Origin of the sequence: Streptomyces sp. cmx-18-6 (assembly GCF_046548915.1) — a bacterium.
Taxonomy (GTDB): domain Bacteria; phylum Actinomycetota; class Actinomycetes; order Streptomycetales; family Streptomycetaceae; genus Streptomyces.
The window spans coordinates 320074-336398 of the sequence record NZ_JAEBEP010000004.1 but is presented as its reverse complement, the minus strand read 5'-3'; the positions used below and the strand labels follow the sequence as shown (position 1 = coordinate 336398).

The window sequence follows — 16325 nt, the reverse complement described above, 5'->3', positions numbered from 1 at the left end:
ACGGGGCCGGTCCGGGTGGAACGGGGCCGGGCGGAACGGGGCCGGTCAGGGCGGGGCGACACCGCCCGCCCTGACCCGCCCCCGTCGGGGCGGTCCCGGCCCTCAGGTGCGCCGGAAGAACTCGATCTCCCCGACCGCGATCGGCCGGCTGCCGGTCTGTCCGGCGGCCTCCCGCAGGACGAGCTGGACGGAGACGACGTCGCTGATGCCGGTCCGTACCGTCTGCGGCCCGGGTTTGTCGTTGAGCGTCAGCTCCTTCTCATGGACCGTGCCGTCCGCCGTGGTGACGATCAGGTCCGCCCGGGTCGGCCGGGGCTCGCGCCGGAACTCCTCGGGCTCCGTCGACGCCCCGGTGTGCAGGACGACCCCGACCAGCCGGAAGGGCGTGCCGAAGGCGCACGTCAGCGACGCACCGGGGCCGGGCGCGCCCCAGTACTTGTTGGTCAGGCCGTCCACGGCCGCGCGCGCCGGGTGGCCGCGCGCGGCACCGCTCGCCGTCACGTCGGCGGGGCTGATCTCCCCGGTGCCGCCCAGCTTGTCCCGTACGTCCTCGAACAGGACGCGCCCGGCCGGCAGGAACAGGTACCCCACGAACAGCAGCCCGACGACCGCCAGCACCAGCAGGATCCGCCGCACCGCCCGGCCCGACCGGACCCGCACCCGGCGGCGGAACGGCCACACCGTCCGCCACCACGGCAGGGGCGCGGGCTGATCCCCGGGCCGGAGCGGGGCGGCGCAGCGCCGGCAGAACCGCCGCCCGGGCAGGTTCGGCGTACCGCAGGCCGGGCACGGCGGCCCGTCCGGCGTCTCGTCCGCCTCCACCGGCCGCACGACCGGCCGCCGGGCGACGGGCTTCGCCGGCCGGACCGCGCCCACGGGGGCCTCGGGCGCGGGCGCGGCCGGTGTGACGGCTGCGGCTCCCGGCGTGGTGGGCGCTGCCGGGCGTACGGGGGCGGGCTGCGGCGGCCGTACGGGGCGTTCCGGGTGCTGCGGGCGTTCTGGGCGTACGGAGGTGGGCTCGGCGGTCTCCGGTGCGGCGCGCGGTGCGGGGGGAACAGCGGGAGGGGGAGGAGCGGTCGGAGCAGGGGGAGTTGGGGGTAGGGCGGGAGAGGGAGAGGGGGGTGCGGCGGGTGGCGGGGGAGCGGGTTCCGCGCCCCGGGCGGCAGGCCCTGCGGTCACCGAAGCCTCGCCCGTAGGTGCGGCAGGTGCGGCAGGTGCGGAAGGTGCCGCCGGTCCCGCAGGTCCTGCCGGTCCCGCTGGTCCTGCCGGTTCCGTTGGCCCCACCGGCCCCACCGGCCCCACCGGCCCCACCGAGTCACCCGACCCGGCGTCAGGCCGGGCCACGGGCTCGGCGTCAGGCCGGACCTCAGGCTCGGCGGCGGGCCGAGCGGCCGGCCCGACAGCAGGCACGGACTCGCTCTCGCCGGAGCCCTCGCTCCCAGCCCCAGCCCCGTTCCCGTCCCCGCCCCTGCCGCGCGGGCTCTCGGAGGACCATCCCAGGTACGACCCGCAGTTGCCGCAGAAGTCGTCGTCCTCGCGGTTGGCCGTACCGCACGCCGGACATGCGCGCATCATCGCGTCAGCCTCCTGTCTCAACGGGCGCATCGGGCGCATCGGGCGTCCCAGGTGTCTCGGGCCGCGTCCCGGGCGCACCCTCGGGCGGCCCCGGGAGGATCTCCACCCGGCAGGTCAGATGGACGGGGCAGGAGGCCGCGACGACGTCCAGCACCCGGTCCGCGTCCACCGTGCCTCCGGACGTCGACGGCCATACCCGTACGAGCAGTTCACCGGTCGGGGCCGGTGGCAGCGTCGTCCCCGGCGCCGACGACCACGCCACGCCCCCGCCGTCCCGCACGTCGGCGTGCACGCCGAAGCAGAGCCGCAGGTGCTCGACCAGGCCGCGCCGGGTGCCGCGCCACCGGTGCAGCTCCACCGCCCGGGCCACCACGGCCCGTTGCAGCTCCGGCGGCCAGTCCGGGTCGATGCCCGCGCCCACCCAGGTCGCCAGCCAGGGCAGGAAGTCGGCCGGGGCGAGGGCCGGGTCGAAGTAGGCGGGCAGGTTGTCCAGGGTGGACAGGACCGGAGCCAGCACGGTGTCGAGCCCGGCCGTGAAGCGCTGGGCCAGGTCGTCGTCCGCGTACAGGGCGGGCAGCAGTTCGCCGATCGGGTAGCGGCTCGGCAGCCCGGGTACGGCGGCCCGGCTCACGCGCCCCCACCGGCCCCGCTCGGCGTGACGATCACCTGGTGCTGGTGCGAGAAGACCAGCGCGCCCGGAGCCACGTCGACCCGGTCCACCGCGCCGCCCCGCCGCCCCGTGATCGGGTCCGCCGGGAACAGCCGGACCTCCTCCACCAGACCGGCCCCTCGCACGCCCTGGAGCACGCCGAAGACCTCCCCGTACTGCACCGGCCTCCCGAACGGCCAGCCCGCCCCGTCCGCACCGCCCCGCAGCGGGTCGATGTGCCGGAACAGGGCCTCCAGCGCCTCCGCGCGCACCCGGTCCACGTCGGCGGGGGCCGCGACCAGCCGGGCGACCACGGTGACGCCCTGGTAGGCGGGCGGCTCCACGACCAGCCGGGTGCCCACCAGACGGCGTTCGTCCAGGCGCTCCGCGACCGCCGCGAGCACCTGGTCCGAGGGGATCAGCTGCTCGAACCGGAGGTGGCCGCCCTCGTCGGGGACCGCGTCCGGCACCACCAGCACCCGTACCGCACCGGCCTCGCCCGCGACGGCCGGCAGACATCGCACCCGCCGCAGGGAGGGCGCGGCCTCGCGGGCGATGACCTCGTAGTCCCTCGCGGTGACGGCCCGTTCCTGCACGCGCAGGATGTTGGGCGCGCGCACCTTGGCGTTCTCCACGCTCTCGCCGTCGACGCCGCCGGTCGCCGCCTCGCGGTTGTCGACGCCCGCGACGTACGGGACCGAGCTGCGCAGTACGGAGATCGCGCCCCGGGCGACGTTCCCGGCCGCCCCGCCGCCCGTGCGGTAGCGGGGGACGCGGAGCTGGGCCCCCTGCTCCGGGACGGCTCCGTACGCGCGCATCGTGCCGTCCGGCTCCCGCACCTCCGGCGGGAACGCGAACTCGCCGGACACGGGGTCGATCCGTACGTGCCGGTCACCGGGCGACGAGGCCCCGAAGTGCTCGACGGGCGTCCAGACCTGCCAGCCCTCGGCGGTCGACACCTGGACCACCGGCGGCTCCCCGTCCATCAGCAGCGGCACCCGGCTCACCGAGAACCGCTGCCCGGCCACCCCCTCGGAGACCCCGAGCGGCACGTCGAGGACCGTCTCCGCGTGCTCGACGGCCGCCGTGCCGCCGACCGTGAACACCTCGGCCTCACGGATCGTCGGCGACTCGGAGTAGAACGGCTGGCCCGGCTCGGGCGCGGTGACGCGGCAGCGCAGCCACCCCGCCCGCGTACCGGCGACCACGGACGCGGTGTGCCCGGCGGGCACGAACACGATGACCTCGCCGGGCCGGTTGAGCCCGCCGGTGCTGTCGTCCCCGGTCGCGCACTCCGCCCACCGGGCCCCGTCCCACGCCTCCCACACCAGCGGCGGCTGACGCGGGTCCACGCCCACGCCCTCCACCCGGCTGTCCAGGCGTACGGCGACGATGCAGCGCGGTACGGCGGTGGGCAGCCCGAACAGCAGCGCGTCACCGGGCTCCGGCCGCGCCGAGAAGCACGGGATGTCCTTGCCCGCGCCGAGCGGTCCGGTGCGGTCGGTCTGGTCGCCGGACTTCGGCGCGGTGACCAGCCGGACCAGCGAACTCGGCACGATCGGCAGGTCGTCGGAGGTGGAGAACACCACCGGGTCCTCCGACTCTCCGCGCGCCGTCGCCACCTCGGTCCCGGCCGACAGGTGCACGGTCTCCGGCTGCGGAGCGGAGAGCCAGAAGTCGACCTCGGCCCGCGCCACGGTCGGCGGGAAGAGGGTGACGCCCAGCAGATCCAGGAAGGCCGCGTAGTTCTTGTCGGGCACCCGGTTCAGCCGGTACAGCAACTGGTCGACCATGTACGCGAACGTCTCGATCAGCGTGACCCCGGGGTCCGACACATTGTGGTCGGTCCACTCGGGGGAGCGCTGCTGGACGTACCGCTTGGCCTCGTCGACGAGTTGCTGGAATCGCCGGTCGTCCAGGTTGGGGGAGGGCAGGGCCATCAGCGCGTCCCCGCTTCCACGGCCGCTTCGGAGGCGTCCCCGTCGGACGGGATCGTGTAGAAGGGGAAGACCAGGTTGCGCAGGTCGTTGGTGGCGCGCACGGTGTAGCGCACGTCGATGTAGAGCGTGCCCTCCTCGATCGCGTCGAAGGCGATCACCACGTCCGTCACCTCGATGCGCGGCTCCCAGCGCTCCAGCGACGTACGGACCTCCTGGGCGATCCGCCCGGCGGTCGCGCCGTCGCCCGGCGCGAAGACGTAGTCGTGGATGCCGCAGCCGAACTCGGGCCGCATCGGCCGCTCGCCCGGCGCGGTGCCGAGGATCAGGCCGATGGCCTCCTCGATCTCCTTGTCCCGCTCGACCAGGGCGATCCCGCCGGTCGCACCGGTCCGCAGCGGGAAGCCCCAACCGCGCCCGATGAATCCGCCGCCGCTCACATCGGGCCCCCGATCAGGACGTTCAGCGCGCCGCTGATGATCGGCGCGCCGCAGCTGGTGGTGTCCCGCATCCGGGCGGCGGGCAGCCCGCCGATCAGCACCTGGCCGGTGACGGCCCCCGCGAGGTTGGGCATGATCACGTTCGCCGGCCCGAGCGCCGCGTGCGGGGGGACCACGCACACGTGCAGGCTCCCGGTGACGGCCGCGGGCCGGCCGCCGATCAGCACGGTGGCGACGGCCACCGCACCCGGGGGCGGGGTGCCGATGAGACCGCCGTGGGCGGTGCTGTCGCCCGTACGGGCTGCGGGGGGCATGGCCGGGGTTCTCCTTGCTGTGAAAGGGACGTGCGGGGAAAGGGACGTGCGGTGAAAGGGGCGTGGTCCGTGGACGTGGGGAGAAGGGGCGTCAGTTGATGCGGATGAGCTTGGCCTTGAGCACGGCGAGCAGCCCGCCGTCCACGGTGACTCCCGTCTTGCCGTTGATGGTCACCGAACGGCCCTTGACCTCGACGCTTCCGGTGCCGGCGTCGAGCGTGATGCCCGAGGAGGAGAGGGTGACGGAGCTCTGCGCGCGTTTGGAGCCGGGGGCGAACACGGTGAGGGCGATCTCGTTCTTCCGCTCGTCGAGGGTGACCTCCAGCCGCTTGTTCCCACTGGCCAGCCGGACGCCGGACGGGCCGCGCGGGGTGTCGAGCAGCTCCAGCCGGTTGCCCGAACGGGACACCAGGGAACGGCGGTTGACCTTGCCGCTGGTCTTGTCCACGAGCGGGACGTCATGCTCGGAGGGCCGGTCGATCCCGTTGTAGAGGCCGCCCAGCACATACGGGCTGTCCAGCAGCCCCTGCTCGAAGCCCACCAGCACCTCGTCGTTGACCTCGGGACTGAAGACCCCGCCGCCGCCGTTGCCGCCCCACTGCACCGTACGGACCCAGTCGGTCACATACGTGTCGTCGAGCCAGGGGAACTTCAGCCGCACCCAGCCCCGTTGGGCCTTGCCCTCGCGGATGTCGGTGACCACGCCGATCGCCAGCCCCGGCATGCGCGGACCGCGCGAGGGGGCTTGGCCGCCGGTCAGCCCGGCCAGCGAACGGTCGGGCGAGGCGCTGACGATCACGGTGGTGCGGTAGCCGCCGTCCGGCTCCAGGACATGGTGGGCGGCGGTCGCGGTGTAGCGGCCCGAGAACGTCGGCCCGACGTTGCCGAGGGCCACCGGCGCGCCCGCCCGCAACTGCGGATTGCCGAAGGCCACCGCCTCGATCTCACCGAATCCGGAACTGACCTGGGCGGCCACCGCACCGGCGACGGCCGTCGTCTCCGCCTGGGTCCGGTACGGGGTGTCGGCGACGGTCACCCGGGCGCTCGCGCCGAACGCCCCGGACGCCACCGAGGGGCTCATCCCCGGGGTGACGGTGGTGGAGCGGACGGACTGCTCCCGCGCCACCAGCCGCGTCTTGGTGTCCACGTTCCAGCCGCGCACCTCGACGTCGCCCGCCCCGTCCGACCCGGTCACCACCGCCCGCAGGGAGAGCAGGTTGTCCCCGTATTCCAGGACCATCGGGTTGCGGGCGGCCCGGGTGTCGGGCGAGGGGGCCGAGGCGGCCGGCTTCGGCTTGGTGAACTGGAGCACGCCCCGCTCGTCCACCCGCACGTGCGCACCGCTCTCGGCCGCCAGATGCTGGAGGAACTCCCAGTCAGAGACGTTGGGCTGGGTCAGCTGCTTGTACGTGATCGGCGCGGCCTCGACCTTCCCGCACGCCATTCCGGCCCCCGCCGCGACCTTGCGGACGATGTCCGCCGTCTTCATGTTCCGGTACGCGACCACCTTCCGGCCGCGCTGGAGCCGGTGCGCCTTGGACAGGGCCCGGACGACGGTGAACGTCCCGGTGGTGTCGTGGTCCAGCTCGATCGCCGTGACCTCGCCGGTGAACAGCCGCTCGCGGGCCCGGTCCTGCACGGTGACCACGGATATCTTCAGCGGCGTGCCGAGGGTGATGCCGCTCTCGGTCAGCAGATCGTGGTCCGGGTCCCGGTACGTCAGCACGGCGGTGTCCGGCAGCCCGACGTTCTCGTCGACCACACAGCTCACCAACTGGGCGGCCCAGCCGGGCGGCAGCTCGCCGGGGGCCTCGACGATCGGATCGGCGGCGAAGGAACGCCCCGGGGCGGCGGCGGTCATCGGCCGCCCTCCGCGACGTGGTCTTCCAGCCCGGGCACGAGGAGTTCGCTGCCCGGGATCAACCGCAGGGGATCGTCGATGTCGTTGGCCTCCGCGATGGTGCGCCAGGCGGTGGCGTCGCCGTACTCCCGCCAGGCGAGCAGCGGCAGGCTGTCCCCGGCCACGACCCGGTGGGTGCGCCGCGCCTCCTTCGAGCCCGAGGTGGGGTTCTGCCCGGCCGGATCGACGCTCGCCTCCTCGATGGAGAGGGAGCACGTGGCGCGCAGCGGCTTCCCGTCCACGTCGAACAGGGTGTAGGAGACAGAGAGGTTGGAGAGTACGCCGTCGAACGAGGTCGTCCTCGACGTCCCCCAGTCGAAGCGCACCCAAGGGCTCGCGGGCGTCTTGCGCGCGAGGCTGGTCGGCGTGGGCACACAGGCGATCATCAACTGCTCCACCGCCTTCTCCACGGAGTTGTCATGGGTGGCCGTGGCGTCGAGGAAGACATCCAGGGAGAGCGACCGGGGCCCGCTCCCGACGAACTCGGGCAGCGCGGACTGCCCGGCCATCCGGGACGGAGTGCGCCGCCACTCGGTGCTCTTGCTCAGCGAGAGCTGCGAGGGGTTGAACTGGAGCGTGAGCTGGGCGAGTTTGCCGCCCGGCTTGGCCCCGACCGTCGACGGCGGTTCCATGATGGTCAGTTGGGCGCGCGCACGGCTCGCACGGAGAGCGGGTGACATGGCGTTCCTCCTTCCGGGGTCGGTCCGTCCGCTGTGGCCCCTGCCTGCGGGGCGTCGGTCATATGACGGGGCATCAGGACGGCTCCAGCCCCTCGTGCGCGATCTCCAGCGTCTCGATCGCCGCCTCGGAGTTCGACGGGTCGAACGACGGCCCCTGCCATCGCACCGGCACGATGCCCTGCACCTGCCAGCTGATGATGCGGCTGAGGTCCGGCCGGAGGGCGACGATCTCGCCGTCCTTGGGCTCGACGCGCCGGATCGTCTCGTTCAGCCAGCGCGCGATTTTGAGGGTGTCGGCGGTGACCGGACGCGTCAGCGTGATGTTGGTCCAGGTGATGCGCCCCGGCAACTGCCAGGTGAACCCGTTGTTGCCGCCCTCGGCGTAACTCTCCATCTCCACCTCGGCGCCCAGGCCGGAGCAGGTGTGGAAGGCTCCCAGATCGCTGCCGCCGATGACGAGCTTGAAAAACACGCTCGTCGCGAAGATGTTGTCCGTCATGCCGTTTCTCTTCTTCTCTGCTGATTCCTGTTCCTGCCGGGTGGCGCCGGGCGGGGCCGCCGTCAGCGGCGGCCGTCGTGGAGCCGCCCGGCGCGCTCCCGCCCGCGCCGCATGTCGGCCCGGATGAGCCGGCTCACGGGGTCGAGGAGGCGACGGGCCAGCTCCTCGATCTCCGCTCCGCTGATACGGCTCGCGGCGTTCGCGTGCGCGGCCGGGGTCTCGGCGGCGGTGGAGGAGGCGGCGTTCTCCCCGGCCCGCTGGACGGACTTCGGAGCCACCGCCTTCACCGGGACGCCGGTGATGCCGGCGTGGGCGGCGGCGCGTTGCAGTGCCTGTGCCTGTCCCGGCTTCCCCGGTGTCGGGGGGCCCGTCCGGGCGTGTGCCGTGGTGCCGGTGCCGCTCGCGCCCGAAGTCCTCGTTCCCGGGCCCGGGGCGGGCGTGCGCGGCGGGACCCGTACCGCCAGGGCGGGCGGCCCGGGCGGGGGTGCACCGCCGCCGGGGGCCGGTCCGGCGGGCGGGGGGCCGGCCGGGTCGGGCACGACCGGCAACGGCATGCGCTGCACGGGTACGACGGTGGCTCCGGGCGCTGTTGCCACGGGCGGATGCGGGCGCACGACCGGGACCGGCCGGGCGGGGTGCGTGGCCCGGGGCGGGGCGGACGGCGCGCGGGGAGCGAGGCCGGGCGGCGAGGGCTGTGCCTTCGTGCTCGGCATCGGCATCGGCTGCGGTGCAGGACCTGAGGTGCGGACGCCGGGGCCGGAATCGGGTCCGGGTCCGGGGGACGACGGGGTTGCCGTGCCGCGTACCGAGCGGCGTTGTACGAGCCGCAGGAGGGCGTTGCCGGCCGAGGCCCCGCGCTTCGTCGGGGCGACCGCCCCCGCCTCCGTGAGGCGACCGGGGCTGTCGGCCTTGCGCGTCGTCCGGCCGGGCCGGTCGGCGCCGGGAGCGGCCTGGTGGGGTGCGGCGGTGCCGGGCGTCGCGCTCCGGGGGCCGTGGTCGTGGCCGGCGGCGTGCCGGGGTGCGGTGGTGCCCGGCACGGCGCGCTGGACGGTGCCGCCGGGGGCGGGGCCCGCCGATGTCGGGGCCGGGCCGGGGGTGCGCGTCCGGTGCGGGGTGGCCGGTGCGGCGGGCGCGGCGGGTGGAGCGGGCTCGGTGGGGCGGGGGCTGCGCTTGCCGTTGCTGTTGCCGCTGCCGCTGCCGCTGCCGCTGCCGTTGCCGTCGCGGGGGCGGGGCGCGTTGTGCCGGGGTGCCGCGCCCGGTGGCGTGCGGCGTTCATCGGCCGGCGTGTTCGCGCGCGCCGGTGCACCCGACGACGAGGCTCCGGGCGTCGATGCGCTGGAGGACGGCTGCGGTACGTCGCGACGCCAGGTGGCCGCGACGACCGGGCGGGCCGTGCTGCCCGCCGTCGTGGTCGGAGCCGCCGAAAAGCCTTCGGCGGAACCGGTGTTCACCTTCAGGGACCTGCCCGAGAGCAGGGTCCGCGACCGCTGGACGGTGGGCGGCAGCCCCTCGACGCCAGCGGTGGGCGCGGCGGCCTGTCCGGCGCCCCGCTGACGGGTGATCCTCCGGATAGGGACCGGCCCGGCGGGGGCTGCGGGCGACGAGGCGGTGCCGGGTGGGGGCGCACCTGTGCCCGGGCCCGCACCTGTACGCGTGCCCGAACTCGTACGCGCATGGGCAGGCAGGCCGGGGCGCTCGCTGCTCACCGCGCGCTGCACTGCGGCGGGCGACACGGGGGCGTCCGTCCCGGGGGCGGGAGTCGCGCGCACCGGCATGTCGGCAGGCGTGGCCGGGGCGGACGTCGGCGTGGTGGTCTGTGGGGTCGTCGCGGGCGGGTTCCCGGTCCGGCCCTGCGGTACGCCTGCGGGCCCCGGCTGCGCGCGCCTGCGGTCCCCGAGGAGCGGCGCGTCGCGCTGGAGCCTGGCGGTCGACGGGAGCGAGGGGAGGGGTGCGCCGATCCCGCCGCGCTGACGGGCCCGGGAGCCGGACGGGTCGGCGGACGGGAACGCCTCTGCCGACTGCGACGGTGAGGGCGACGGTCGCGCAGCCGTGGCGGGGGCCGACTGAATCGGTGCCGGTGGCCGGTGCGGCGGGGACGGCTGCTGGGGCCCGGCCTTCGGGGACGCCTGCCGGCTCCCCGACGACTTCGGCTGCTCCGGCGAAGGCGTCGCGCCGGGAGAGGCGGGCGTCGCCGTCTCCGAGGTCTGGCGCTGGAGTACCGGCATGGCCGCCGCCTCTTGCCCTGCGGGGGAAGGCGATGCGGCTGCGCTTTGCCCTCCGGGGCTCAACGGGATGGCCCCGGAGGGCAGTTCCCGCAGGGGCTTGCCCAACGCGGGGCGTACGGATTCGGGGGCGGGAGCAGAACCTCGACCGGGGCCCTGCTGCGGCGCGGAGGCACTCCGCTGAACGGTGTCGGTGGCGACGACGGGAGCAGCCGGCGCCTCCGGCGCGGCAGGCGTAACAGGCGCGGTCGGCCGCAGCCCCGTGATCTGCCGCAATGGCATCGTCGGACGCCGGGCGACGGTCAGGGGCGGCGTGGTCCGCCGAGGACGTACGGCAGCGGGCCGCGCCCGCTGCACCGAAGCGGAAGCAGAAGCGGAAGCAGAAGGGGAAGCCGAAACGGACGTCGAAGTCGTACCGGACGTTGACGCCGAAATCGGAGTGGAACCGGAAGCGGACGAGCCCGCATCAGCCGCCGCCGAAGAAGAAGCCGGAGGAGCCGACGAAGCCGAAGGGGCGGACGAAACCGAAGGAGCCGACGAAGCCGAAGCCCCCGAGCCGGAGGCAGACCCGCTGCCGGACCCGGACCCGGCCCCAGCCCCCCGCCCCGTCTTCGGCACCGCGCCGCCCGACCGCTGCACCGGTGCGGCACGCCCCGGCTTCCTCCCCGCCGTACGACCCGCCGTCGCGGCCGGCAGCTCCGGCGCGGGCTCCGCCGCCTGCTCCTCCGCGCCCGTCCGGGCGGCCCGCAGCAGCAGCGGCCCGCCGGGGGACGCGGAACGCGCGCGGCCCGGGCGGGCCACGCCGTGGATGAGGCCCACCGGGGCGGACGGCAGGACGGCGTGGCCGAGTTCGCCGCCGAACGTGGGGTTCTGCCACGAGGCCAGCTGGGACCGGAACCGCAGTCCGTCGCTCACCCCGATCGAGGACCGGGCGACGGTCACCGCGGGCGGGGCGACCTGCCGCCAGCCGCCGTCCCACTCCCCGCCGGAAGCACCAGGGCCGCCGCTGCCGGAGCCCGCACTCGCCCCCGTACCGCTGCCGGAGCCCGTACCCGTACCGCTCCCGGAGCCCGTACGCGTCCCCGTACCGCTACCGGAACCCGTACCGCCGCCGGAGCGGGCACCGACGGCACCGGCGCTTTCGACACCCGTACCGGCACCGTGGGCGGCCCCGTCGCTCCCCGCACCGTCCCGTGCGGGCGCGGCGGGACGTTGCCGGTCCGTCCGGCGCAACCAGTCCCCGAGCCCCACACGATCACCCGCCTTCGTTGACGCGGGTGTTGATCCGCGCTATCTCCCGCACCCACTGCTGACGCTCGCCGTGGGTGAGGTCGAGAATGTCCTCACGCTGCCAATGGAAGTGGTAGGCGACGTACGCGATCTCCTCCCGCAACCGGGGAAGCGCGTACGTCACGATTCCCCCAGGCGCCCACCCGAGAGGTCCACCTCGAACGAGCCGTGGCACAGCGGGCAGGTCACCGCGGCGTGCGTGTGGCCCTCGCTGTTGATGCGGCGGTAGAAGTCCTGGAGGAACGCCACGTCGGTGGCGTACATCCGCTCCACGACCCCCGCGTGCACATCGGTGATCGTGCCGAGCTGGGTGATGACCTGGCTCAGCAGGACCACGGACAGGTACGCCGGGTTCTCCTTCACCCGCAGGTCGATCTGCGGGCGCAGCTCGTCCCGGGCCGTCGCGAGCCGCATGGTGCCCTGCCGGTGCACCTGGCCCTCGTCGTCCACGTAACCGCGCGGCAGCTCGAACGTGAACTCCGTCTGCAACGTGTCCCGTTCCCGGGTCCGGTCGCGGGCCGGGGCGGGCGCGGGCGACGCCTCCTCGCGCGCGGCGGGCGCGGCGGCGAGCTGGTCGAGGACTTCGTCGAGCCCGCCCGACGTAACGGTCCGCCGCCTCATTCGACCACGATCTCCTCGAAGGTGATGGTCACCGTCTCGGTCGCGGCGCTGGACTCGCCGGCCTTGAGGGAGGGGCCCTCCCACTTGGAGGCCCAGCCCTGCATCAGCTGGATGCGGCGCACCGTCTCACCGGTCGAGTCCTTGATCTCGATCGTGAGGTTCTGGCGCGCGGTGTCGACGGCCCCGTTGTTGAGCGTCTCCTTGATCCAGGTGGTGAACTCGCTGCTCTTGTCGAGCCCGCGGGTGATCGTCACCTCGCCCGCCTGGCGTGCGCCCGGCTGCTTGCGGATGATCTGCTTGCCCTCGGCGGTCACCTGACGGACCTCGACGACTTCTTCCTCGACGGTCATGCCGCTGATCTCCTGGATGGACTCCACGAGATAGCCGCCGAGCTGTACACCGAATACGTGGGTGGAAAGAGCGTCGCCCTCTGCCATGACTGTGTGTCACCTGTTCCGCTGGTAATGACGATGGGGGTGGGGGAGGACCGCGAGGGTCACTCGTCGATGAGGCTGGTGCTGTCGGAGAACTGCGCGAGGCGGAAGACCACGAACTCCGCGGGCTTCACCGGGGCGACGCCGATCTCGCAGACGACCTGGCCGAGGTCGATCGACTCCTGCGGGTTGTTGCTCCGGTCGCAGCGGACGTAGAACGCCTCCTCGGCCGTGCGGCCGAACAGCGCGCCGCGTCGCCACTCCTCGGTGAGGAAGGCGGTGACGTTGCGCCGGATGCTCGACCAGAGGCGGTCGTCGTTCGGCTCGAAGACCACCCACTGGGTGCCCAGGAGGATGGACTCCTCCAGGTAGTTGAAGAGCCGGCGCACGTTGAGGTAGCGCCAGGCCGGGTCGGAGGAGAGGGTGCGCGCGCCCCAGATGCGGATGCCGCGGCCGGGGAAGGCCCGTACGCAGTTGACGCCGATCGGGTTCAGCAGGTCCTGCTCACCCTTGCTGAGGCGGATCTCCAGGTCCACCGCACCGCGGATGACCTCGTTGGCGGGGGCCTTGTGCACGCCGCGCTCGCCGTCGCTGCGCGCCCAGACGCCGGCCACGTGACCGCTCGGCGGAACCAGGGAGTTGCGGCCGGTCGCCGGGTCGAAGACCTTGACCCACGGGTAGTAGAGGGTGGCGTAGCGGGAGTCGTAACCGGCGTCGTCGTTGCGCCAGGTGCGGACCTGCTGGGCGTTCAGGCTGGGCGGGGTGTCCAGGACGGCGACGCGGTCGCCCATCTGCTCGCAGTGCGAGATGACCGCGAGCTGCACGGTCTTGACGCCCTCGGCGTCGATGTCGCCGCGCTGGAAGGCGCTCATCAGGTCCGGGACGGCGACCATGGTGATCTCGTCGATCGACTCGAGACCGGAGAACCCCGTGCGGGCGGAGGCGTCGCCGACGTACTCGGACGCGTCGAGCCGTGCCACGCCGGAACCCGGGGCGGAGTCGGCGGGGGCCAGGGCGACCGTCTGCTTCTCCGGGCGGGTCTGGGCCGTGCCGGGCTGCTCGGCGACCTGGACGAGCTTGGAGTCGCGGACCTGGGTGACCAGGTAGCCCTTGACGTTCTTGCGGGTGGAGACGTCGTACGTCTCCACCACCTTGCCGGCCTGCCGCACCAGCAGCCGGAAGCGGTCCTCCGGCGGGTTCTCGCCCTCGGCGTCGGCGACCTCGACGGAGAGGTCGGCGCTCGTGCCGGGCTTGGCGGAGACCAGGAAGCCGCCGAGGGCGACGGGCGCGGGGGCCGCCTGGGCGACCGCGCCGGGGGCGGTGGACCCGGACGCGCCCTGGGCCGGGCCTCCGATGCGCACGATGTAGGCCGCGCCGCCGCCGTTGGCGAAGAAGCCGTAGACGGCGTGCGCCAGGTAGGTGTCGGCGGTGAAGGCGCCGAACGCCTGGACGTACTGGTCCCAGTTGGTCACCAGCGTCGGCTGGTGGAAGGGGCCCGTCTCGGCGAAGCCGACGAAGGCTGCGACCGCGGTGCCGACTCCCTCGATGGGCCGTGCTCCGGACTGCACCTCCTCCACGTATACACCGGGGGTGAGGTACGACGGCATGCTCGCTCCTTCGGGGTGGTCACTCGTTCACCCGTCAGTCTCGACCGGCGGGTACGGCGGGGAGTAGGTCCGGAAGTCCCGGGCGCGGGGCAACGACGCTGCCTTCCCGGGCACCCGGACGAGGGGAAACGCTGCCCTCGGCGGGCCGGGGCCGCGACGCTCGCCGTATTCACCGGGGGGCGGGGCCCGCATTCGGCGGCCCGGGCGACCGGGACGACGCGGATGAAGAGAGGGCTAACAGCGGGTTACAGAACAGTTTCCGTTCCGGTCGTTGCCGGGGATTTCACCGGAAGAGTCGATTCCGGTTCGGTGTGACGGTGTGTTCGGTATCTCTTTTTCGCGCTGAACGGAACGAGGCCCGGGCCCGTACGGGCGTGGCCCGGGCCATCGTCGCCGACAGACGGGATTCGGCCAGAATGCGCCGAGAAGGTGCGGTGATCCGGCCCCGTTCCGGCGATGGAAGCGGGCGCGCGGGCCTTCCGTTCGGGCGTCCGCCCGATGAACGCGAACCGTCAGGAACGGTTCTGAGCAGGTCCGTTCGTGCCTGGACCTGCCGGAACCGGATATTCTTCTGTGGCTGTCGGCGTCGACGGTGACCGAATTGGTGTAGACCTTTGGCGTTTTCGGGAGGATGAATGCGCCACAGCTCGGCACGCCGGGTTTCCTCCGGGGCCGGTTTCTGCTGTTGTCATCACCCATAGGGGAAGCGGAGCACTCGACGCCGCTGTTTTCTGTCGTGCTCTACCGTGCGAGATCGCTCAGTACGCCGCTGACATTAACCACCTGATGGCACTGGGAAGCCTGCGTTCCGGTCGCCGGAGTGCCGGGCTTGGCACAGGTGACGGCAGCGGTGACCGTGGCGTTCTCCGGAATCTGAATGGGGGTGACCCAGTGATAGTCCTGGTTGCGGAAAGTCTCCAGAGCGATGGTGGTGATCTTCCGCTCTCCGAAGGAGATGGTCAGCACTCCCTCGTCGCCCTGGAAGTTCGCCACCACGAGGTCGGTGATGCCGAACACCTTGCCCGGCGGAACCTTGTACGTCCCCTTCTTCTCCAGGCCCGTGTCGGTCTCCACGTCGATCGTCGCGGAGCTCTGCTCGCCGCCCCCGCCGACTCCCGTACCGTTGCCCGGTCCTGTCCCGGTCCCCGGCCCCGTGCCGGAGCCTCCGGTGGCCCCGGGCGCGGTCGATCCGTCCGGGCCGGCGCCCTGCCCCGGGCCGGCCGCCGGGTCGTCCGCGCCGCCCGGCGTTGTCGCACCCTGCTGCTGCTCGCCGCGGGCGGCCTCCTCCTTCGCGGCTTCGGTCACCGCCTGCTTCGCGGTGCTCTGCACCGCCGGCCGGACCAGGGCGAACCAGGCCAGCAGCAGCGCCAGCAGCGCGGCCAGCACGATCAGCAACCACTTGGGCAGTACGGGCAGTTGCAGGAACTCCCCGGGGACCGGCTCCGGCCGCACGGGATCCAGCCGGTCGCTCACGACGTCCGGCCGGTCGGCCGGTACGGCCTCCGACCCCGTGGCGCTCCCGGCCCCCGCGTCGGCCTGCGCGGTCTCGGCGGCCTCCACCTCGAACGGCCAGGTGACCGGCTCGCCGAACCAGATCAGCTTGGCCGCCCGGACCTTGAGCCGTATCTCCGCCGACTCCCCAGGCTCCAGCCGCCGTTGACCCGGAGTGAAGCCCAACCGCAGCTCCTCCCCGGCCTGCTTGCCGGCGAACGCGACATCGACCGGGGTGTTGCCCCGGTTCTGCACGGCGGTACGGAAGCGGGCCCCCAGCCAGCCCCGGCGGCGGCGCGGTTCCAGCTCGGTGCGCAGCTCGTGGAAGGGCTCGACGGTCACCGTGCCCTCGGGGACCACCACCGCGTCCGGGTGCTCCGCGGGCAGCACGCGAACGGCGAGCGGGGTCTCGCCCGCCCGCACCTCGTGGGAGCGGGGCGGGGCGAAGGTGAGGGTCACCGTCTCGGAGGTGCCCGGGTACAGCGACACGCGGACCGGCTCGACCGTGCTCCACGGGGCGCAGTCGCCGACCACTTCGAGCGTGTACGCCTCGACGATGTCGCCGTCGTTGCGCACGGTCAGGGTCGTCGTCGCGGTACCGCCGGGCGACACCGTCACCGTGGGGATTTCGAGTTCGGCAGATGTGGTCACCCTGCGACGGTAAGC

The 16325-nt window shown here is 73.8% G+C and carries 14 protein-coding genes; all 14 read right to left on the bottom strand.

What is annotated here, in order from left to right; genetic code table 11:
• Positions 1 to 102 precede the first annotated feature (102 nt).
• Positions 103 to 876: an NADase-type glycan-binding domain-containing protein gene (locus tag ACLJPL_RS12215; RefSeq protein ID WP_411080786.1), complete on the bottom strand. Its 774-nt coding sequence runs from the start codon at positions 874 to 876 to the stop codon at positions 103 to 105.
• 703 nt (positions 877 to 1579) lie between these two features.
• Positions 1580 to 2206, bottom strand: coding sequence for a phage tail protein (locus ACLJPL_RS12210; protein ID WP_411080785.1), 627 nt, complete (start codon positions 2204 to 2206; stop codon positions 1580 to 1582).
• Positions 2203 to 4164 carry a putative baseplate assembly protein gene (locus tag ACLJPL_RS12205; protein WP_411080784.1) on the bottom strand — a complete coding sequence of 654 codons (1962 nt, stop codon included), beginning with the start codon at positions 4162 to 4164 and terminating at the stop codon, positions 2203 to 2205. The genes ACLJPL_RS12210 and ACLJPL_RS12205 overlap by 4 nt, the downstream gene beginning before the upstream one ends.
• Positions 4164 to 4601 carry a GPW/gp25 family protein gene (locus tag ACLJPL_RS12200; RefSeq protein WP_319342540.1) on the bottom strand — a complete coding sequence of 146 codons (438 nt, stop codon included), beginning with the start codon at positions 4599 to 4601 and terminating at the stop codon, positions 4164 to 4166. Before ACLJPL_RS12200 ends, ACLJPL_RS12205 begins: the two co-directional genes overlap by 1 nt.
• On the bottom strand, positions 4598 to 4915 hold the full coding sequence (locus tag ACLJPL_RS12195; RefSeq protein ID WP_355083158.1) for a PAAR domain-containing protein: 318 nt from the start codon (positions 4913 to 4915) through the stop codon (positions 4598 to 4600). Before ACLJPL_RS12195 ends, ACLJPL_RS12200 begins: the two co-directional genes overlap by 4 nt.
• Before the next feature lie 91 nt (positions 4916 to 5006).
• Positions 5007 to 6776 carry a VgrG-related protein gene (locus tag ACLJPL_RS12190; protein WP_411080783.1) on the bottom strand — a complete coding sequence of 590 codons (1770 nt, stop codon included), beginning with the start codon at positions 6774 to 6776 and terminating at the stop codon, positions 5007 to 5009.
• Positions 6773 to 7495, bottom strand: coding sequence for a peptidase M23 (locus ACLJPL_RS12185; protein WP_411080782.1), 723 nt, complete (start codon positions 7493 to 7495; stop codon positions 6773 to 6775). Before ACLJPL_RS12185 ends, ACLJPL_RS12190 begins: the two co-directional genes overlap by 4 nt.
• A 73-nt stretch (positions 7496 to 7568) precedes the next feature.
• Positions 7569 to 7994 carry a phage tail protein gene (locus ACLJPL_RS12180; protein WP_411080781.1) on the bottom strand — a complete coding sequence of 142 codons (426 nt, stop codon included), beginning with the start codon at positions 7992 to 7994 and terminating at the stop codon, positions 7569 to 7571.
• 62 nt (positions 7995 to 8056) lie between these two features.
• Positions 8057 to 9445, bottom strand: coding sequence for a hypothetical protein (locus ACLJPL_RS12175; RefSeq protein ID WP_411080780.1), 1389 nt, complete (start codon positions 9443 to 9445; stop codon positions 8057 to 8059).
• Between the two features lie 2026 nt (positions 9446 to 11471).
• A complete protein-coding gene (locus ACLJPL_RS12170) occupies positions 11472 to 11630 on the bottom strand; it encodes a DUF6760 family protein (RefSeq protein ID WP_003966147.1) in 159 nt (52 codons plus the stop codon).
• Positions 11627 to 12127 carry a hypothetical protein gene (locus ACLJPL_RS12165; RefSeq protein WP_411080779.1) on the bottom strand — a complete coding sequence of 167 codons (501 nt, stop codon included), beginning with the start codon at positions 12125 to 12127 and terminating at the stop codon, positions 11627 to 11629. The genes ACLJPL_RS12170 and ACLJPL_RS12165 overlap by 4 nt, the downstream gene beginning before the upstream one ends.
• On the bottom strand, positions 12124 to 12564 hold the full coding sequence (locus ACLJPL_RS12160) for a phage tail protein (protein ID WP_007457189.1): 441 nt from the start codon (positions 12562 to 12564) through the stop codon (positions 12124 to 12126). The genes ACLJPL_RS12165 and ACLJPL_RS12160 overlap by 4 nt, the downstream gene beginning before the upstream one ends.
• Positions 12565 to 12623: 59 nt before the next feature.
• Positions 12624 to 14168: a phage tail sheath family protein gene (locus ACLJPL_RS12155; RefSeq protein WP_411080778.1), complete on the bottom strand. Its 1545-nt coding sequence runs from the start codon at positions 14166 to 14168 to the stop codon at positions 12624 to 12626.
• A 741-nt stretch (positions 14169 to 14909) separates the two neighbouring features.
• Positions 14910 to 16310, bottom strand: coding sequence for a hydrolytic protein (locus ACLJPL_RS12150; RefSeq protein WP_411080777.1), 1401 nt, complete (start codon positions 16308 to 16310; stop codon positions 14910 to 14912).
• Positions 16311 to 16325 lie beyond the last annotated feature (15 nt).